This is a genomic window from Kitasatospora sp. NRRL B-11411 (genome assembly GCF_000721345.1).
Taxonomy (GTDB): Bacteria; Actinomycetota; Actinomycetes; order Streptomycetales; family Streptomycetaceae; genus Kitasatospora; species Kitasatospora cineracea.
In genome coordinates this window covers 1-18,689 of the sequence record NZ_JOGH01000065.1, presented here as the reverse complement: position 1 = coordinate 18,689, position 18,689 = coordinate 1, and the positions used below count along the sequence as shown (strand labels likewise).

Below are 18,689 nucleotides of genomic sequence, written 5' to 3'. Positions count from 1 at the left end.
GGTACGGACACCGAGTAGAGGAGACGTGATGACCGAGTACGGGTTCTTCCTGTCCTGCGAGGAGTTCACCCCGCAGGAACTGATCCAGCAGGCCGAACGGGCCGAGGCCGCCGGGTTCACCCGGCTGGCGATCTCCGACCACTTCCACCCGTGGAACGAGGCGCAGGGCAACAGCGCCTTCGTCTGGTCGGTGATCGGCGCGCTCTCGCAGGCCGTCGACCTGCCCGTCACCACCCTGGTGACCTGCCCCACCGTCCGCCTGCACCCGGCGGTCACCGCCCAGGCGGCGGCCACCTCCAGCGTCCTGCTGGACGGGCGCTTCACCCTCGGCGTGGGCACCGGCGAGGCGCTCAACGAGCACGTCCTGGGCGACCGCTGGCCCTCCTTCGAGGAGCGCGCCGAGATGCTGGAGGAGGCCGTCGAGGTGATGCGCGAACTGTTCACCGGCTCCCAGGTCAGCCACCGCGGCCCGCACTACACCGTCGACAACGCCCGCCTCTACACCGCGCCGCGCGGCCGGCTGCCGATCCTGGTCTCCGGGTTCGGCCCCAAGGCCGCCGCCACGGCCGGCCGGATCGGCGACGGCTTCGTCACCATGACGCCCGACGCCGAGCTGGTCGCCGTCTTCCGGGACGCGGGCGGCGCGGGCAAGCCCGTCGTCGGCGGGCTGAAGGTCTGCTGGGGCACCGACCGGGACAAGGCGGTCGACGAGGTGCACCGCCGCTGGCCGACCGAACTGCTGCCCGGCGAGCTCGCCCAACTGCTGCCCACCCCCGCGCACTTCGAGCAGGCCAGCCGACTCGTCACCCGCGAGATGGTCGCCGACGCCGTGACCTGCGGCGACGACGTCGACGCGCACGTCGAGGCGGTCCGCGCCTACGAGCGGGCCGGCTTCGACGAGGTGTACGTCGGGCAGATCGGCCCCGACCAGGACGCCTTCTTCGCCGCCTACCGGGACCGGGTGCTGCCCGCCCTGCGCGGCACCGCCGGCACCGGCGGCGCGCACCCGCCCCTGGAGACCCCCGAGGCCCGGATGACCGCGGAGGGCGCCCCCGCCCCCGACGAGCGCGCCAAGGACGCCGGGGACGGCCCCGAGTTCGCCCCCACCGATCCCGGACACTGACCCGGCGGAACGTGCATGACCTGCGGCGGGGCGGTTAGACGGCGGTTGTTCGATCCCCCGTTCGGAAGGCAACGTCGTGACCATGGTCTCCCGCCTCCCCGGCGCACAGGCGCACCACTGGGACTGGCAGCTCGAAGGCTCCTGCCGCACCGTCGGCAGCGAGGTCTTCTTCCGACCCGCGAGCGAGGGCCGCGCCGAGGCCCGGCAGCGCGAGCAGGCCGCGAAGCGGGTGTGCGCCGGCTGCCCCGTCCGCCTGGAGTGCCGGCGCTACGCCCTGGCCGGCCGGGAGCCCTACGGCGTCTGGGGCGGCCTGACCGAGGGCGAGCGGCGCGCCCTGCTGGTCCGCCGCGAGCCGGGGGACGTCATCCCCAGTGCCGCCTGAGACCGGGGCGGGACGGAGCGGGGCCGGACCCGGGCGGACGGGTCCGGCCCCGCTCCGTTCGGCGCGGCGCCGGATCGGGGCCGCCGTCCTCGACCGGCAGGAACGGCCCGGCCCGGGTGATGTCCAGGACCCGGCGCACGCAGGCCGAGGGGGAGTCCAGGGCCATCGCCACCCCGAGCACGGCCGCCGCCTGCCGGGCGCGCAGCAGGGTGTCCAGTGCGGAGGAAGTGAAGAGGTCGACCGCCCGCAGGTCGATCCGCAGCCGCTCCGGGCGGCTGCGCAGCCCGCGGTGCAGGGCCAGGGCGAACGCGTCCTGGTTGTCCTGGTGGAGGGCGCCGACCAGGGCGCACCGGACGGTGGTGCCGGTGCGGCGGGTCTCGATCCGCAGGTCCGGCGCCCGTACCACGGCTGTTCGGCGGGGGCGCCGGGTCACGTCACCGTGCCGGCCGGGGTCTGCGCGGCCGCCCGCAGGATCTCCCACAGCGCGAGGGCGTTGCCGCGCAACTGCTCGGTGACCGGGGCCCCGGTCTCGGCGGCCGCGAGGTAGGCGCTCACCCCGGCGATCGCGTACCCCAGTTGCGGCGGCAGGCCCCGGACGGCACCGCTGCCCGCAGTCAGGACCGCGGTGAGGCGGTCCAGTTCGGCTCGGGTCGGGGCTTCCACTGCATCGCCTCCGGGGTACCGGTGCGGGAGACCGGAAGGTCCACTCTCCTCGCACGCACGACATACGTCAATGAATGCACGAAAATTATGTCATGCATTCCGAGTCGTGAAGCACGCTGCCTATCCTGGGGCGGTGGAGAGAGCCGCCGAAACCAGCCGCCAGTGGACGTTCCTCACCAACCACGCCAGGGTGCTGATCCAGATCTACCGCGACCCCGGCATCCGGGTGCGCGACATAGCCGCCCGCTGCCTGCTCACCGAGCGCGCGGTGCAGCGCATCATCTCCGACCTGGAAGAAGCCGGATACCTCTCCCACGAACGCCGCGGCCGCACCAACCACTACCACGTCATCGACGGCCAGCTCCGCCATCCCGCCGACGCCGGCCCCACCATCGCCGAACTGCTCTCGGCCCTGCTCACCCCGCCGCCCGGAACGGCCTGACCCGGGGGCCCGGCCCACAAGGCCGTCCCGGCCCCCGGCCGCACGGGCCGGGAACCGGGACGGCCGCGCCCCGGCGGCCGCTCAGGGCGCCTGGACGTCCGCCGACGGCGGCTCGGGCTCCTCGTCCTCCCGGCCCTCCTCGGCCTTGGCCCGGACATCGGCCGGGGTCGGCGCGGTGATCTCGCGCTCCTCGGCCGAACGCTCCCGCACGCTCTCCCCGGACGCCTCGTCGGCGGCCCGGTCCTTCCCGTCCTGCGTGGTCATGGCTGCTCCTCTCCGTCCCGGATCGGTCTCCGATCCGTCTCCGACCGGGACACCGGGCGGCTACCCCCGCCACCGGCGGCCACACCGACCCGGCCGGGCGGGCCCGGCCCGGTCCCTCAGCCCGTCGGCCACACCCCCGTCACCCGCCGCCACGCGGTTGCCCCCGACCGGTCCACGGCCGCCTTCACCAGGGCGAACAGCGCGCCCTGGAGCGCCGCCGCGGTCAGCACCTGCCGCCAGCCCCGCTCCTCGTCGGTCGCGTTCGGGGTGTCCTCCTCGTGGGCGATCCGCCGCCACACCTGCTTGAACACCGCCCCGGCCACCACCCCGCCGAGCGCCCCCACCACCATGCCGACCGGCTTGTACACCACTGCTGCCGCCTTCATGCGGGACTCCTCTTCTCACCACCCGCGGCCCTCGCGCACCGCCCGGAACCCTCCGGCGGCTGCCCGGCCGCCCGCACCGCAAACCGCGCCGCGCTGCCGCTCTCCCGCAGTCGCCGGGCCTGCCGGGCGTGGACGGCCGGTGGCGGGGCAGGCGCTGGGGGCATCCGCCCCGACCGGAAGGACCCGCAGATGAGCAGTGGCGAACGGCACCTCAACGACCACCGGGCGAGAGCGCGGCGACGCTCCCCGCGCCACGAACGCCGGGGCGAGGCCCGGCTGCCCGCGGTGCTCGCCACCCTGGCGGCCGTGCTGCTCTACCTGGTGCTGCCGGAGCAACTGCTGTTCGTCCCGCGCTTCGTCCTGCCCGGCCTGGAACTGCTGCTGCTGGTCCCGCTGATCGCGGTCAACCCGCGCCGGATGACCCGGCAGAACCGCTTCTCCCGGATCGTGTCGCTGACCCTGGTCGCCCTCATCGGCATCAGCAACCTCGTCTCGCTCGGCCTGCTGGTCAACGCCATGGTCACCAGCAAGGCCCAGGAGGGCGGCCCGCTGCTGCTGGCCGCGCTCCAGGTGTGGGCCACCGGCATCGTCGTCTTCGGCCTGGCGTTCTGGGAGCTCGACCGCGGCGGCCCGGTGATGCGCACCCAGGCGGAGCGCTCCGACCTGCCGCTCGCGGACTTCCGGTTCTCCCAGGACGAGAACCACGACGCCGTCGAGGAGGTCGCCGACGGCGCCAGCCGCAGCAGCGACTGGGTGCCCACCCTGATGGACTACCTGTACGTCTCGGTGACCAACTCCACGGCCTTCAGCCCCACCGACACCATGCCGCTGTCCACCCGGGCGAAGGCCCTGATGGCCGTCGAGAGCATCGCCGCCCTCATCACCTCGCTGCTCGTCATCGCCCACGCGGTGGGCGTCCTCGACCAGTAGCGCCGCCCCCGCAGCGCCCCGTCACCCCGGCGGGGCGCCGTGGTGCGCCGCGTTGCGGGCGAGGTTGGTCAGCAGCCGGCGGTTGCGCAGGTGGAGGACGAACTCGGTCAGCGGGTTCTCCAGCCGGGCGCCGAGGCCGCGCAGGGGGTGCTCGTCGAGGATCAGCAGGGTGTGGCGGTCCCAGGGGATGAGCGAGAAGGCGATCCGGGCGGTGCCGAAGGGCGCCGCCGCGGCCTCGAGTTCGAGCCGGCGGCCGGGCTCGCAGATCCGGACCACGCAGGTGTCCTCCAGGGCGGCCGGCCCGAGGCCGACCAGGAACCTGAGGCGGGCCCCGACCTCGGGCCAGTGGTCGTCCGCGTCCAGGACGTCCTGGGTGCCGACCACCCACTGCGCGTAGCTCCGGGGGTTCGACAGGACGTCCCAGACCTGCTCGGGCGGGGAGTCGATCAGGCGTTGGCGCTGTGCCATGACGGGTCCGTTCCCTTCGTGCGGGGCGGGGGAGGGGTTCAGCGGTGCGGGCCGGCCGCCGGCAGGAAGCGGGCCGGTGAGCGGCGGTGGGCGTTCAGGGCGGCCCGGGCGGCGTTGGCGCCGCACGCGCCGTGGACGCCGCCGCCGGGGTGGGCGGAGGCGGAGGCGAGGTAGAGCCGGGCCACCGGGGTGCGGGGACCGGCGGTGCCGGGGACGGGCCGCAGGAAGAGCTGCTGGTGCGGGGCCGCGGTGCCGCCGTTGAGGGCTCCGCCGACCAGGTTCTCGTCCAGGGAGTGCAGGACCGGCGGGGTGAGGATCCGGCGGGCGGCCACCAGGTCGCGGAAGCCCGGGGCGAACCGCTCCACCTGGCGCTCGACCCGGTCGGCCATCGCCTCGCCCTCCCGGCGGTCCCACCGCCCCGTGATGCCGTCGGGGCCGAGGTCCGCGGTGACGCGCTGCGGCACGTGCGTGTAGGCCCAGGCCGACTCGGTGCCGCGGGGCGACCGGGTGGGATCGGCCACGGTCATCTGGCCGAACAGGGCGAACGGGCGGGCCGGCAGCCGCCCGGTGAGGACCTGGTGGGCGTAGTCGCCGAGCTCGTCCAGGTCGGCGCCCAGGTGCACCGTCCCGGCGCGGCCGGCCGCGGGCGCGCTCCAGGGGACGGGACCGCGCAGGGCCCAGTCGACCTTGACGGTGGCGAAGTCCCACTGGAAGCGGCGCATGTCCCGGCGCAGCGACCCGGGCAGGTGCTCCCAGCCGACCAGGCCGCCGTACAGGGCGGTCGCGGCGGTGTCCGCGAGGACGGCCCGCCCGGCGCGGTGGCCGCGGCCGTCCGCGGTGCGCACGCCCAGCGCCGTCCCGTTCCGGACCACCACCTCCCGCACCGGCTGCCCGCAGTGCACCTCCCCGCCCGCGGACTCCAGCCGGCGCACCAGCGCCGCGGTCAGGGCGGAGGCCCCGCCCACCGGCACCGGCCAGCCGTACCGCCGGCCGAGCATCGCCATCAGCCAGCCGAACGCGCCGCTGCCCGCGGCCTCGGGCAGCAGGTCGGCGTGCAGGGCGCAGCCGGCCAGCAGCAGTCCCGGGCCCTCGCCCTCGAACTCCTCCTCCGCCAGCCGCCGCACCGGCAGGGCCAGGAAGCGCGCCAGGTCGAGCAGGCCGGCCGGCCGCAGCCGGGCCGCGATCGCCGCGCCCGGCCGCACCGGCGGGAACCGGGTGAGCAGGGCGTTCACCAGGTGCGGATCCAGCCGGTCCCAGCGGTCGGCCAGGCGCTGCCAGGCCGCGGCGTCGTGCGCGCCGAACATCCGCTCCAGCCGGTCCGGGTCCGGCGCCCCGCCGTCGCGGTGCAGGGTCGCGCAGTGGCCGTCCGGGAGCGGGTGGGCGAGCACCGCCGGGGCGTGGCTCCAGCGCAGCCCGAACCGGTCGAGCCCCAGCCCCCGGATCGCCGGGGAGGCGACGGCCAGCGGGTGGAAGGAACTGAACAGGTCGGAGACGAACTCCGGGTCCACGCCCCGGTCGCTGCGCACCGCGCCGCCCGGGGCGTCGGCGGCCTCCAGCACGACCACGTGCCAGCCTGCGTCCGCCAGCAGGTTGGCCGCGACCAGCCCGTTCGGGCCGGACCCGATCACGATCGCGTCCGCCATCTCGGCCTCCTCGGGTTCCTCGGGTTCCGCGGACTCACCGGCCCCGCGCCTGCCCCACCCGCCCGGATCGCACACCGGATCGCGCGACGGATCGCCCACCGGATCGCGCGCGGCAGGGCCGCCGGGCGCTCGTGGCGCCCGGCGGCCCTGCGTCGTCCCGGCCTGCGGCCGCCGGCCGTCAGCGCCAGGTGTCGTCGGCGGTGAAGGTGCCGGTGGGCGGGGTGGTCGCGGTGCGGTTGTCGCCGCTCTCCCAGACCACGCTGCCGTCGGGGTTCTTGAGGAGGTACTTGTACGCGATCGGGGTGTTGGGCGGCAGCTGCAGGCCGGCGCTCCACACCGGGTAGCTGCCGCTGCCGGTGGTCAGCGGGACGGCCTTCGCCGGGTCCCAGCCGCCGAGTTCGGCGAGGTCCCCGGCCAGGTACAGGTTCTGCCCGTAGGCGGTGGTGGCGGTGGCGTGGAAGGCCGCCGCCACGGGGGCGCCGTCGCTGACGTTCCAGCGCTCGTCGATCGGGCTGATCGTGCCGGGCGCGTCGGTCACGGAGCGGTTGGGGATGCTCTCCCAGGTCACGGCCCCGGTGCTGCTGCGGATCAGGAACTTGTACTCGGCAGTGGTGCCCTGAATGATCTGGAAGTAGCCCTTCCAGGTCGGGTACGTCTGGGCGGTGGTCTGCAGCGGGACGGCGGCGGCCGGGTTCCAGTTGCCCAGCTGGGCGGTGTTCCCGCTGATCAGGACGGTGTCGCCGGGCTGGGTCCGGGCGGTGACCGTGACCCAGAGGGTCGCTTCGGCGGTGGCGGCGCCCGCGGGCGCGACGGCGCCGAGCAGGCAGGCCAGCAGGACGGCCACGAGCAGGAGCGGACGCCAGCCGGCGGCTGCGGTGCGGGGCGGTGCGGTGGTCATGACTCTTCCCGTCTCTTCGTCTCGGTACGGGCGCTGACGTGGTGTCAGCGCCGCTTGATCACAACACGAAATAAACGGAACGGGTCGGAAAATCGCCCTCCGAGCGGCTCTTGCTGTCAATTTCAGGTCATCTTGCGGGGCTGTCCCGGCTTTTGCCTTCAAGAGGTGAACGATCGGCGGTCTGCACTGGTCGCCGGGCCGGAGGCCGGTCCCGGCCGCGGCGGCGTCACCGCGCCGTGGGGCGGAGGACATCCGGGCGTCATGAAAGAAGCCCTGCAAGATGGCGAAAAACTTTTCATCCGGGGGCGGCGGCCTGCCCTACCGCACCTCGAAGCCGACCAGGCAGGTGTCGTCGTCGGTGTCGGCGCCGCTGAAGCGCAGCAGGTGGTCCAGGTGGGCGTCCAGCGCGGTGGCGCCCTCGCGGGGCGCGGCCTCGGAGAGCGAGACCAGGTTGGCGAGGGAGGCGTGCAGCCCCTGGTCGCGGCGCTCGATCAGGCCGTCGGTGTACATCACGATCCGGTCGCCCGGCTCCAGCGCGAGCTCGCTCTCCTGGTAGTCGGCCCGGTCGATCACGCCCAGCAGGATGCCGTCCACCTGCGGCAGGCACTCCGCCGCCCCGCCGCGCAGCAGCACCGGCGGGAGGTGCCCGGCCCGGGCCCAGCGCAGGCGGCGGCGCTCCGGGTCGTACAGGCCGCAGACCGCGGTGGCGGTGACGTGGTCCGTCAGGTGGTGCGTCACGCTGTTGAGCCAGGCCAGCAGCTGGGCCGGGCCCGCCCCGGTGGCGGCCAGGCCGCGCAGCGCGTTGCGCAGCGCCACCATCCCGGTGGCCGCCTCGATGCCGTGCCCGGCGACGTCGCCGACGCACAGCAGCACCTGCCCGGAGGGCAGCGGCAGCGCGTCGTACCAGTCGCCGCCCACCAGGTGGTCCTTCTCGGCGGGCCGGTAGCGCACGGCGACGTCGAGGTTGTTCAGCGTCCGCGGGCCGACGGTGGGCGGCATGATGGCGTGCTGCAACTGCAGGACCAGCCGGTGCCGCTCGGCGGCCTGCTGCTCGGTCTGCGCCAGCTGGTCGCGGGTGGCGGCGAGGGCGACCTCGGTCCAGTGCTGCGCGGAGACGTCCTGGTAGGCGCCGCGGACCGCGCTGAGCCGGTCCAGCCGGTCGTGGACCGGCTCGGCCACCACCCGGATGTGCCGGGTCACCCCGTCCGCGCGCTGCAGCCGGAAGGCCGTGGACGCCGGGCGCCGGTGGTGCAGCAGGGTGCGCAGGAAACGGCCGACGGCGTCCACGTCGTCCGGGTGGGCGTGGTCGGCCAGCCGCTCCAGCGCGATCGGCCGGTCGGTCGGCGGCAGGCCGTACAGCTCGAACAGGGTGTCGTTCCAGACCACCTCGCGGGTGGCCAGGTCCTCCTCGAAGCCGCCGATCCGGCCCAGGCGCTGCGCGTGGTGCAGCAGCCGGGCGATCTTCGGGGTGCTGTCGGCCAGCCGCCACAGCACGGTGACGTGGCGGCCGTGCCGGCTGATCGACACGTACGCGTCGGTGCGCAGCGGCACCCCGTCGACCAGGGCGGTCAGCCGCATCCGCGGGTCCTTGAACGGCGTCCCGGTGGCGTGGACGTCCTCCACCGCCTCCAGCAGGTTGCCCTCCTGCGCGGCCAGCGGGTACGCCTCCAGCAGCGGCGAGCCGACGACGGCGCCGGTCGGGCGGCCGGCGAAGTCCACGAACGCCGGGTTGGCGTGGCGGATCACGAACCGCGGCGGGAAGGCGTCGTCGGCGGGCTCCAGGATCATGCACGGGTCGAGGATCCCGTCGACCAGCCGGCCGAGCTCGTCGAGCCGCCCGGTCCCGGGGGTGTCCTCCGGGACGTCCCCCGCCCAGTCCTCCAAGGTGGCGGCGCACAGCTCGGCCAGCGCCTCGAACTGCCGGTGCAGCGACTGCGACCAGTCCGGCAGCTCGTCGCGCCAGCACACCTCCAGCACGCCGATCAGCCGCCCGCCGACGCCCGCCGGGACGGCGACCCGGCCACCGCCCGCCTCGTGCCGGCCGATCGACGGGACGGCCGCGTCCGCCAGGGTGCGGTACGTCACCGGCGCCCGTTCGTCCAGGGCCCGGCGGGCCGCGGTGACCACCCCCGGCGGCACGTGGCGCCAGCGCCGGGCCTCCGCGTCGGCGAAGCCCGCACTGCCCGCCAGCGCCAGCGACAGGTCCGGGCGGGCCGCCCAGATCGCCACCGCCACCGCGCCGAGCGGGCGCAGCGCGTGCTCCAGCATCGCGCGGGCCGCCGCCGCCGCGTCGCTGCCGCTCAGCGCGTCCGCCTCGGTGTTGCGCAGCCGCACCCCGACCCCGGTCGACGCCGGGCTCGCCGCCCGCGCCACGAAGTCCCGGGCGGCCTCGGAGATCTTGTCCGCGGCGGCCCGGTTGACCAGGCCCGCGGCCAGCTCCAGCGGGGTGGAGCCGGCCTGCTCCGCCAGCAGGTGCAGCTGCTTGGCGGCCTCGGTGGGACCGCAGCGCAGCCGCTCCACCAGGACGCCGACGGCCATCTCCACCACCGACCGCCCCGCGGCGTGCGCCTGCGCGTCGTCGAGCTGGCGGCGCAGCTCCTCGACGGTGTCGGCCAGCCGGCCGATCGCCCCGCCGACCGCCGCCGTCCCCGCCGGCCCTGCCGGCGCCCCGGCGGGCGCAGGCAGGGACGGCGGGGCGGGCCGCTGGGCGCCGATCAGGCCGGAACCGGTCGGCGTGGTCGGCAGGCCCTGGTCGGGGCGCGGCTCCCGGGACTGGTGCACGGCGTGGACTCCTGCGGTTCTGCTGGACGGACGGACGGACGGACGGGTCGGGGCGGGACGCGGGCTACCGGCCGAGCCGGGCCTTGATGCGGTCGACCAGCTCGTTGGCGTCGACCGGCTTGGTGATGTAGTCGCTGGCACCGGAGCCGAGGCTCTTCTCCCGGTCGCCGACCATGGCCTTGGCGGTCACGGCGATGATCGGCAGCGCCGCGTGCTGCGGCATGGCGCGGATCGCCGCGGTGGCGGTGTAGCCGTCCATCTCGGGCATCATCACGTCCATCAGGATCACGTCGATGCCGGGGTTGGCGGCCAGCGTCTCCAGTGCCGCCCGGCCGTTCTCGGCCTGCAGCACCCGCATGCCGTGCAGCTCCAGGATGCCCGTGATCGCGTACAGGTTGCGGTCGTCGTCGTCGACGACGAGCACCAGGCGGCCGCTGAGCGCGGAGTCCACCCCGGCGGCCTCCTCCGGCAGCACCTCCTGGAAGGCCCCGCGCACCGGCGGGACGTCACCGGGGTGGTCGGCGGTCATGTGCAGGGCGATCCGCTCGCGCAGCTCGTCCAGGCTGGAGATCACCTCCAGCGGCTGGTTCCCGGTCGGGGAGAGCGCCTCGGCGTCGCCCGGCGCCCCGCGGTTGCTGTGCACCAGCACCGGCACGCCCTGCAGCGCGGGGTCGCGGTCCATGTCGCGCAGCAGCGCGGTGGCGGCGCCCTCGGGCAGGTCGAGGTCCAGCACCACGCAGTGCGGGAGCGCGGACGCCAGCACGGCCGCGGCCTCCGCCGCGCCGACCGCGGTGACCACCTCGACCGGGCGGCCCGCCCCCGGCCCGGTGAGAGCGGCCGCCCCGGTGAGAGCGGCCGTCCCGGCGGTGGCGTTCTCGGCGACCAGCGACAGCAGACCGCCCCGGCGGTCCTCCACGACCAGCAGGCGGCGCGGCTGGAGCGCCGCCGGGCCCTCCTCGGCGGCCTGCCGGGGGAGGTCGGCGACCGGAGCGGCCCCCGCCCCCGCCCGCGCCCCGGCCTCCGGCACGAGGAACTCCGGCCGGGAGACCGGCAGGAACAGCGTGAAGGTGCTGCCGGTGCCCAGCACGCTCTCGACGGTGATCGCACCGCCCAGCAGGTAGGCGATCTCCCGGCTGATCGACAGGCCCAGGCCGGTGCCGCCGTACTTGCGGCTGGTGGTGCCGTCGGCCTGCTGGAAGGCGCCGAAGACGGTCTCCAGGTGCTGCGGCGCGATGCCGATGCCGGTGTCGGAGACCCGGAAGGCCAGCACCGGGCCGCCGCGGCGCACGCCCTCGGGGACCTGCTCCTCCGGGGCGAGCCCGATCCGCAGGTCGACCCGGCCCCGCTCGGTGAACTTCACCGCGTTGGAGAGCAGGTTCCGCAGCACCTGGCGCAGCCGGTAGTCGTCGGTGACGAGCTCCTCGGGCACGTCCGGGGCCGTGCGCACGGTGAAGGCCAGGCCCTTCTGGCCGGTCAGCGGCTCGAAGGTGGCCTCGGCGTAGTCCAGCAGGCTGCGCAGCGCCACCGGCTCGGGGGTGAGGTCCATCTTCCCCGCCTCGACCTTCGACAGGTCGAGGATGTCGTTGATCAGCTGCAGCAGGTCCGAGCCGGCCGAGTGGATGATGCCCGCGTACTCGACCTGCTTGGCCGTCAGGTTCCGGGTGGGGTTCTGGGCGAGCAGCTGGGCCAGGATCAGCAGGCTGTTGAGCGGGGTGCGCAGCTCGTGGCTCATGTTGGCCAGGAACTCCGACTTGTAGGTGGAGGCCAGCGAGAGCTGGTGCGCGCGCTCCTCCAGCTCCTGCCGGGCCTGCTCGATCTCCAGGTTCTTGGTCTCGATGTCCCGGTTCTGCGCGGCCAGCAGGGCCGCCTTGTCCTCCAACTCCGCGTTGGACGCCTGGAGTTCCTCCTGCCGGGCCTGCAACTCCTGCGAGCGGGCCTGGAGTTCGGCGGTCAGCCGCTGCGACTCGCCCAGCAGCTCGTCGGTGCGGGCGTTGGCGACGATCGTGTTGAGGTTGACGCCGACGGTCTCCATCAGCTGGTCCAGGAAGGCCCGGTGGACGGCCGCGTACGGCCGGACCGAGGCCAGCTCGATCACGCCGAGCACCTGGTCCTCGACCACGATCGGGACGACCAGCAGTGACAGCTCCTCGGTGCGGCCGAGGCCGGAGGCGGCCGCCAGGTAGCCGGCCGGCAGGGCGTCGACGGCGATGGTGCGCCGGCTGCGGGCGGCCTGGCCGACGAACGACTCGCCGAGCCGGAAGCTGGCCGGGCGCTCGCCGTCCGGGTACGCGTACGAGCCGATCAGCCGCAGCACCGTGCCGCGCTCGCCCTCCTCGGCCAGGTAGAACGCGCCGACCTGGGCGCCCACCAGCGGGGTGAGCTCGTCCATCACCGCCTCGGCGACCGCCCGGACCTGCCGGGTGAGGTTCCCGGCCAGCTCGTTGACGTTCTCGGTCAGGCGCTTCCAGGTGCCGGAGACGCCCTCCACCTCGGCCTGCCCGCCCAGGCGCCCCTCGCTGCCGACCTCGCGGGCCACCCGGGTGACCTCGGCGGCGAACGAACCGAGCTGCTCCACCATGGTGTTGATGGTGGTCTTGAGCTCCAGGATCTCGCCCCGGGCGTCGACGTCGATCTTGCGGGTCAGGTCGCCGTTGGCGACCGCGGTGGTGACCTGCGCGATGTTGCGGACCTGCGAAGTGAGGTTGTGCGCCATGAAGTTGACGTTGTCGGTGAGGTCCTTCCAGGTGCCCGCGACGTTCGGCACCCGGGCCTGGCCGCCGAGGATGCCCTCGGTGCCGACCTCGCGGGCCACCCGGGTCACCTCGTCGGCGAACGCCGACAGGGTGTCCACCATGGTGTTGATCACCCCGGCCAGCGCGGCGACCTCGCCCTCCGCCTCGACGGTGATCTTCTGGCTGAGGTCGCCGCGGGCCACCGCGGTGGCGACCTGCGCGATCGAACGGACCTGGCCGGTCAGGTTGGACGCCATCACGTTGACGTTGTCGGTCAGGTCCTTCCAGGTGCCCGACACGCCCCGGACGGTGGCCTGCCCGCCCAGGTTGCCGGCCGTGCCGACCTCGCGGGCCACCCGGGTCACCTCGTCGGCGAACGCCGAGAGCTGGTCGACCATCGTGTTGATGGTCTCCTTCAACTCCAGGATCTCGCCCCGGGCGTCCACCCGGATCTTCTGCGTCAGGTCGCCCTTGGCGACGGCCGTGGTGACCTGCGCGATCGCCCGGACCTGCGCGGTCAGGTTGTCGGCCATCACGTTCACCGACTCGGTCAGGTCGCGCCAGGTGCCCGAGACGTCCCGGACGTCGGCCTGGCCGCCGAGCCGGCCCTCGGTGCCGACCTCGCGGGCCACCCGGGTGACCTCCCCGGCGAACGAACTGAGCTGGTCGACCATCGTGTTGATGGTGTCCTTGAGCTCCAGGATCTCGCCGCGCGCGGCGACGGTGATCTTCTGCGACAGGTCGCCCTCGGCCACCGCGGTCGCCACCTGCGCGATCGAGCGGACCTGGCCGGTCAGGTTGCCCGCCATCGAGTTGACGCTGTCGGTCAGGTCCCGCCAGGTGCCCGAGACGCCCTTCACGTCGGCCTGGCCGCCCAGGATGCCCTCGGTGCCGACCTCGCGGGCCACCCGGGTCACCTCCCCGGCGAACGAACTGAGCTGGTCGACCATCGTGTTGACGGTGTTCTTCAGCTCCAGGATCTCGCCCCGGGCGTCCACGGTGATCTTCTGCGACAGGTCGCCCTTCGCCACCGCGGTCGCCACCTGCGCGATGTCGCGCACCTGGGTGGTGAGGTTGCCCGCCATCGCGTTGACCGAGTCGGTCAGGTCCTCCCAGGTGCCGGACACCCCGGGGACGACGGCCTGGCCGCCCAACTGCCCCTCGGTGCCGACCTCGCGGGCCACCCGGGTCACCTCGGAGGTGAACCGCGACAGCTGGTCCACCATGCCGTTGAAGACGGTGGCGATCTCGCCCAGCAGCCCGTCCGCGTCACCGGCCAGCTTGGTGCTGAAGTCGCCGTCGCGCACCGCGGTCAGACCCGCCAGCAGCAGCCGGAGTTCGGCCTCGCCGATCTCCGACCGGTCGGCCGCCGCACCCGGCCGGGAGTCCTGCGGGGTTGTCGAGCCAGCCATCGAGAAGCTCCGCCTCCTGCCACACCCGGCCGTCCGACCGGGCAACCGATCAAGCGCTCGGGACACCGGGAACGGCTTTCGCAGCCGCCAGTCCCGGGACCCCGGGCGAGGCTACCCCAGCCCGCCCAACGGCAGAAAACCCGCAGGTCGGAGGGGTTTCGAACAGTAGCCGCCGACCACGCCCCGCCCGGCCCTCAGCCGGGGAGCGCGGTCTGGACCACCACCTCCGGGCCGCCCCCGGCCGGCACGACGGCGACGCGCAGCCGGTCGGCGCCGGCCCGGGCGGTCAGCCGCACGGTGCCGCCCCGGCCGGCTCCGGTCAGGGCCCCGGTCAGGGCCGCGACCCCGGCGGCCGCCACCTCCCCGACCGCCCCGGCCGGGACGCCGCACTCCACCAGCCAGGCCCGCAGGGCCGCCGCGGCGGCCGGCACCTCCGCCGGCCGGGCCGGGAAGGACCGCACCAGGACGGCGGGCTGCCGGTACAGCAGGACGGCGACGTCGTCCTCGTAGCCGTCGGCCGGGCGCAGCAGGCCCGTCACGTGCCCGGCCAGCTCGGCCGTCGGCAGGCCGGAGCCCGCGACGAGCGCCCGGCCCGCCCGCGCGATGCCCTCCGCCAGGCCGTCGCGCCGCCGCTCCACCAGCCCGTCCGTGTACAGCAGCAGCGTGGAGCGGCCGGGCAGGACGGTGACGGCCTCCGGCCGGGGCAGGCCCGGACGGACGGCCAGCGGCAGGGCGCGGCCCCCGTCGAGCAGGACGGTGGAGCCGTCGGCCAGCGCCAGCACGCCGGGCGGGTGCCCGGCGCTGGAGTGGCGCAGCTCGCCCGTCACCGGGTCGAGGACGCCGCAGAAGACGGTGGTGCAGACCGCGCCGGGAACGCCGGCGGCGAACGCGTCCAGCGCGGCGAGGGTGCGGGCCGGGTCGGGGTCCTGCAGCAGCAGCGCCCGGCAGGCGCTGCGCAGCTGCCCCATCACGCTGGCCGCGGCCAGCCCGCGCCCGACGCAGTCGCCGACGACGATGCCGGTGCGGCCGTCCGGCAGCGGCACGGTGTCGTACCAGTCGCCGCCGACCTCCAGGGGCGGGGTGGCCGGCTCGTAGCGGGCGGCGAAACCCTCCGGCAGCCGGTCCGGGCCCAGGATGGCCCGCTGCAGGGCGATGGCCGTCTCGCGCTGCTGGTCGATCCGCCGGGCCCGGGCCAGCCCCTGGGCGAGCCGCCCGCCCAGCAGGGAGAGCAGCAGCTCGTCCTCCCGGGTGAAGGGACGCGGCTCGTCCAGCTCCACCGCCAGGACCAGCGGACCGTCCGGCTGTTCCAGCCGGATGCCCGTCCCGGCGGGCCCGGCCACCGGAGTGAGGGCGGGCCCGGCGGCCAGCGCGGTCAGCGCCGCCCGCCGCTCCGCCGGCAGCTCGGGCCAGTCCGGCCCGGGCCCGGCGGCGGTCAGCCGGGCCGGGGCCCCGGCCCGGTCGAAGCGGACCGCCACCACCCGGCGGGCGCGCCACAGGCCGCGCAGCTCGTCCAGGGCGCAGGCGAGCGCCTCCTCGGCGCTGGTGACCCGGGCCAGGCAGTCGGCGAGCGAGGCCAGGGCGCTCTCGCGCTGCACGGCGTAGTGCTCGGCGGTGACGTCCCGGATGGTGCCGACGGTGACGGTGCGCCCGGTCGCCGGGTCCGGGACGCGGTTGAAGGTCGAGTGCGCCCAGACCCGGTGGCCGTCGCGGTGGACGGCGGGGACGGTGGCGCTGCCGCGGTCGTGCGCGCCCGCGTGGGCGAGCGCGTCGGCGGCCTGCCGGCGGGCGTCCGGATCGGTGCCCGGATCCGCCCACCACGGGTGCGGCGGCAGGTAGGGCAGCCCCTCGGGGCCGTACCCGAGCAGGTCGGCGAACGCCGCGTTCACCCGGGTGACGGCGCCGTCCTCGTCGCAGACGAAGAAGGCGTCCTGGAGCGAGTCGACCAGCGCGTCCTGCCAGCGGGCGTGCTGCTCGCGCAGCCGCGCCGACCGCAGCGCGGCCCGCACCCGGGCCAGCAGGTCGACCGCGGCGAAGGGCTTGACCAGGTAGTCGTCGGCCCCCGACTCGAAGCCGTCCACCGCGTCCTCCCGCCCGGCCCGGGCCGACAGCAGCAGCACCGGCAGCGCGGCGGTGCGCGGGTCGGCGCGCAGCGCCGCGACGAGCCGCAGGCCGTCCGTGCCGGGCATCATCACGTCGCTGATCACCAGCTCGGGGGCCTCGGCGCGGACGGCGGCCAGCGCCCGGTCGCCGTCGCCGACCGCGGTGACCCGGTGGCCCGCGCCGCGCAGGACACGGGTGAGGTAGTCGCGCATGTCGGCGTTGTCGTCGACCACCAGGACGTGCGCGGCCGCACTGCCGGTGCCGCCCTCCGCCCCGGCGGCCGGCCGGGGCTCCGCGGGCCCGTCGTCGGGGCCCCCGGTGGGGCGGTGCTCCCAGCGCAGGGCCTCCTGGACGAACGGCTCGGCGTCCGCGCGGTCGGCGCCCCCCGGGGCGTCCGGGGCGGCGCGGCCCTCCGCGGACGGGCCGGCCGCCAGGGGCAGGCCGACGGTGAACGCGGTGCCGCGGCCCGGCTCGGAGGCGGCGGTGATCGTCCCGCCGTGCAGGTCGACCAGCTCCTTGACCAGGGCCAGGCCGATCCCGCTGCCCTCGTGCGAGCGCGCCCGGCCGTCCTCGACCCGGTGGAAGCGGTCGAACAGCCGCGGCAGCTCCGCGGCCGGAACGCCCACCCCGGTGTCCTCGACGGTGACCAGGGCCCACCCGTCCCGCTCGCGCACCCGCACCCGCACCGTCCCCTCGAAGGTGAACTTCAGGGCGTTGCCCAGCAGGTTGAAGACCACCTTCTCCCACAGCTCCGGATCCACCGGCACCGGGGCGCTCAGCGGCGCGCAGTCCACCTCCAGCACGAGCCCGGCGCGCTGCGCCGCCGAACGGAACAGGGCGGCCAGCTCGGCGGTGACCCGCGCCAGGTCGACCGGCTCCGGGCGGGCCCGCATCCGGCCCGCCTCGATCCGGGAGAAGTCCAGCAGCGTGTCGACCAGGCGCCCCAGCCGCAGCGCGTTGCGGTGGACCGTCTCCAGGTCCTCCCGGACGTCCGGCCCGGCGTCCGCCAGCCGCTGCCGCAGCCCCTCCACCGGACCGGAGATCAGCGTCAGGGGGGTGCGGAACTCGTGGCTGATGTTGGAGAAGAACACGGTCTTCGCCCGGTCCAGCTCGGCCAGCTGCTCCGCGCGCCGCTGCTGCGCCTCGTGGCCGCGGGCGCTGGAGACCCCCGCCGCCAACCGGCCCGCGACCAGGTCGACGAAGCCGAGGTGGGCGTCGTCGTGCGGGCGGTACCGGTTGAGGCCGACGACCAGGACACCGACCGGCCCGTCGGAACCCGGGCCGTTCAACGGCACCAGCCGGGCCTGCCGGGGCGGCTCCTCCCACGCCCCGCGCGGCAGGTCGGCGAACCGGTCGCCGGTCAGCGGCACCGACACCGCCCCGTCCCGGCGGACCGCCCCCACCGGCCACGGGCCCGGCTCGCCGGGCCCGATCCGGGCGGGCGCGGCCGGGTGGCCCGCCGGTACGCCCGAGGAGGCGGCCAGGCGGGCGCCGCCCCGCTCGTCGAACAGGTACGTCAGGGTGAAGGGCAGGTCGTACGGGTTGCGGGCGAGCTGCTCGGCGCTGAACGCGAGGAACTCGCCCTCGGCGCGCACCGCCCCCGGGTCGGAGCCCAGGTCGCGCAGCGTCGCCATCCGGCGCTCCGCGACCACCCGCTGGGTGTCCTCGCTGACCACGCACAGCACGCCGACCACCGCGTCGGCCTCGTCGCGCAACGGGCTGTAGGAGAAGGTGTGGTAGCTCTCCTCGGGATAGCCGGAACGCCGCAGCCGCAGCGGCAGCGCCTCGTCCCAGGTCGCCTCGCCCTCGGTCAGCACGTGCTCGATCCGGGGCCTGGCGTCGTCCCAGACCTCCGCCCACACCTCCCGGAACGGGCGGCCCAGCGCCCACGGGTACTTGTCGCCGAGCGTGTCGCGCCGGTACGCGCCGTTGCAGAAGAACGTCAGCTCCGGCCCCCACGCCATCCACATGGCGAACCGCGAGGACAGCACCAGGTCCACCGCCGAGCGCAGGCTCTGCGGCCAGCCCGCCGGGTCGCCCAGCGGCGTGGCCGACCAGTCCACCCGCGCCAGGTCGGCGCCCACCACCGGATCGGCGCCGAACACCCCCCGAGCCCGCTCCCGCCCCACCGGGTCCCTCCCTCCGGGCGCCGCCGACCGCGGTGCCACCACCTGCATTGTGCCGGGCACGCACCCGGTGCCCCTCCGGCTGCCCGCTCCGCGCCCGGACAATCCCGCCGCCCCGCGCCGGCCGGCCCGCGCCCTCCTCGGCCGCCGCCCGCCCGCCGGGGCCCGGGAGGGGGAGGGCCTAGCATGGCTGCCATGACCGACCACACCCCGGGACCGCCCGAGGCGACGGTGCTGCGCCTGAGAAAGTGTGGGGTAATTGGCTGGCTACTGATCGTTGAGGTCGTCGGCAAGGCGGCGGGCTGCTTCGGTCTCGATGGGACCGCGTGGTTCGATCTC

The 18,689-nt window shown here is 75.5% G+C and carries 14 protein-coding genes; 4 read left to right on the top strand and 10 right to left on the bottom strand.

What is annotated here, in order from left to right:
• Positions 1 to 28: 28 nt before the first annotated feature.
• Positions 29 to 1,123, top strand: coding sequence for a TIGR03557 family F420-dependent LLM class oxidoreductase (locus IH44_RS0125085; protein ID WP_081967100.1), 1,095 nt, complete (start codon positions 29 to 31; stop codon positions 1,121 to 1,123).
• Between the two features lie 82 nt (positions 1,124 to 1,205).
• Positions 1,206 to 1,505 carry a WhiB family transcriptional regulator gene (locus tag IH44_RS0125080; protein ID WP_051817292.1) on the top strand — a complete coding sequence of 100 codons (300 nt, stop codon included), beginning with the start codon at positions 1,206 to 1,208 and terminating at the stop codon, positions 1,503 to 1,505.
• On the opposite strand, the gene IH44_RS0125075 is transcribed toward IH44_RS0125080, so the two are convergent.
• Positions 1,486 to 1,938, bottom strand: a complete 453-nt coding sequence (locus tag IH44_RS0125075; protein ID WP_157852457.1) for an STAS domain-containing protein — start codon at positions 1,936 to 1,938, stop codon at positions 1,486 to 1,488. The genes IH44_RS0125080 and IH44_RS0125075 overlap by 20 nt on opposite strands.
• Positions 1,935 to 2,168, bottom strand: a complete 234-nt coding sequence (locus tag IH44_RS0125070; RefSeq protein ID WP_030461975.1) for a hypothetical protein — start codon at positions 2,166 to 2,168, stop codon at positions 1,935 to 1,937. The genes IH44_RS0125075 and IH44_RS0125070 overlap by 4 nt, the downstream gene beginning before the upstream one ends.
• A 133-nt stretch (positions 2,169 to 2,301) precedes the next feature.
• Here IH44_RS0125070 and IH44_RS0125065 point away from each other — a divergent pair, with 133 nt between their 5' ends.
• Positions 2,302 to 2,610 carry a helix-turn-helix domain-containing protein gene (locus tag IH44_RS0125065; RefSeq protein ID WP_030461974.1) on the top strand — a complete coding sequence of 103 codons (309 nt, stop codon included), beginning with the start codon at positions 2,302 to 2,304 and terminating at the stop codon, positions 2,608 to 2,610.
• Between the two features lie 81 nt (positions 2,611 to 2,691).
• Here the strand turns inward: IH44_RS0125065 and IH44_RS0125060 are convergent, their stop codons facing one another.
• Together IH44_RS0125060 and IH44_RS0125055 are read right to left on the bottom strand one after the other, a co-directional pair.
• Complete coding sequence (locus tag IH44_RS0125060) at positions 2,692 to 2,874, bottom strand: hypothetical protein (RefSeq protein ID WP_030461973.1); 183 nt, start codon at positions 2,872 to 2,874, stop codon at positions 2,692 to 2,694.
• A gap of 116 nt (positions 2,875 to 2,990) precedes the next feature.
• Positions 2,991 to 3,260 carry a DUF4235 domain-containing protein gene (locus IH44_RS0125055; RefSeq protein WP_030461972.1) on the bottom strand — a complete coding sequence of 90 codons (270 nt, stop codon included), beginning with the start codon at positions 3,258 to 3,260 and terminating at the stop codon, positions 2,991 to 2,993.
• Positions 3,261 to 3,449: 189 nt separating this feature from the next.
• Here IH44_RS0125055 and IH44_RS0125050 point away from each other — a divergent pair, with 189 nt between their 5' ends.
• A complete protein-coding gene (locus IH44_RS0125050; RefSeq protein ID WP_030461971.1) occupies positions 3,450 to 4,190 on the top strand; it encodes a hypothetical protein in 741 nt (246 codons plus the stop codon).
• A gap of 21 nt (positions 4,191 to 4,211) precedes the next feature.
• On the opposite strand, the gene IH44_RS0125045 is transcribed toward IH44_RS0125050, so the two are convergent.
• From IH44_RS0125045 to IH44_RS0125020, 6 genes are all read right to left on the bottom strand, one after another.
• Positions 4,212 to 4,658 (bottom strand): SRPBCC family protein, encoded by a 447-nt coding sequence (locus tag IH44_RS0125045; RefSeq protein WP_030461970.1) that lies wholly within the window; start codon positions 4,656 to 4,658, stop codon positions 4,212 to 4,214.
• Positions 4,659 to 4,696: 38 nt separating this feature from the next.
• Positions 4,697 to 6,301: an NAD(P)/FAD-dependent oxidoreductase gene (locus tag IH44_RS0125040; RefSeq protein ID WP_035956307.1), complete on the bottom strand. Its 1,605-nt coding sequence runs from the start codon at positions 6,299 to 6,301 to the stop codon at positions 4,697 to 4,699.
• Between the two features lie 178 nt (positions 6,302 to 6,479).
• On the bottom strand, positions 6,480 to 7,199 hold the full coding sequence (locus IH44_RS0125035) for a CBM20 domain-containing protein (protein WP_030461968.1): 720 nt from the start codon (positions 7,197 to 7,199) through the stop codon (positions 6,480 to 6,482).
• A gap of 318 nt (positions 7,200 to 7,517) precedes the next feature.
• On the bottom strand, positions 7,518 to 9,980 hold the full coding sequence (locus IH44_RS0125030) for a SpoIIE family protein phosphatase (protein WP_051817286.1): 2,463 nt from the start codon (positions 9,978 to 9,980) through the stop codon (positions 7,518 to 7,520).
• Positions 9,981 to 10,044: 64 nt separating this feature from the next.
• On the bottom strand, positions 10,045 to 14,124 hold the full coding sequence (locus IH44_RS0125025) for a HAMP domain-containing protein (RefSeq protein WP_030461966.1): 4,080 nt from the start codon (positions 14,122 to 14,124) through the stop codon (positions 10,045 to 10,047).
• A 194-nt stretch (positions 14,125 to 14,318) separates the two neighbouring features.
• Positions 14,319 to 18,401, bottom strand: coding sequence for a SpoIIE family protein phosphatase (locus IH44_RS0125020; RefSeq protein WP_081967098.1), 4,083 nt, complete (start codon positions 18,399 to 18,401; stop codon positions 14,319 to 14,321).
• Between the last annotated feature and the right edge of the window lie 288 nt (positions 18,402 to 18,689).

Excerpts from the sequence above, each read along its gene's own strand:
- IH44_RS0125060 (WP_030461973.1), bottom strand. The coding sequence starts at position 2,874 with ATGACCACGCAGGACGGGAAGGACCGGGCCGCCGACGAGGCGTCCGGG.
- IH44_RS0125025 (WP_030461966.1), bottom strand. The coding sequence starts at position 14,124 with ATGGCTGGCTCGACAACCCCGCAGGACTCCCGGCCGGGTGCGGCGGCC.
- IH44_RS0125085 (WP_081967100.1), top strand. The coding sequence starts at position 29 with ATGACCGAGTACGGGTTCTTCCTGTCCTGCGAGGAGTTCACCCCGCAG.
- IH44_RS0125055 (WP_030461972.1), bottom strand. The coding sequence starts at position 3,260 with ATGAAGGCGGCAGCAGTGGTGTACAAGCCGGTCGGCATGGTGGTGGGG.
- IH44_RS0125035 (WP_030461968.1), bottom strand. The coding sequence starts at position 7,199 with ATGACCACCGCACCGCCCCGCACCGCAGCCGCCGGCTGGCGTCCGCTC.
- IH44_RS0125045 (WP_030461970.1), bottom strand. The coding sequence starts at position 4,658 with ATGGCACAGCGCCAACGCCTGATCGACTCCCCGCCCGAGCAGGTCTGG.
- IH44_RS0125050 (WP_030461971.1), top strand. The coding sequence starts at position 3,450 with ATGAGCAGTGGCGAACGGCACCTCAACGACCACCGGGCGAGAGCGCGG.
- IH44_RS0125040 (WP_035956307.1), bottom strand. The coding sequence starts at position 6,301 with ATGGCGGACGCGATCGTGATCGGGTCCGGCCCGAACGGGCTGGTCGCG.
- IH44_RS0125020 (WP_081967098.1), bottom strand. The coding sequence starts at position 18,401 with ATGCAGGTGGTGGCACCGCGGTCGGCGGCGCCCGGAGGGAGGGACCCG.
- IH44_RS0125080 (WP_051817292.1), top strand. The coding sequence starts at position 1,206 with ATGGTCTCCCGCCTCCCCGGCGCACAGGCGCACCACTGGGACTGGCAG.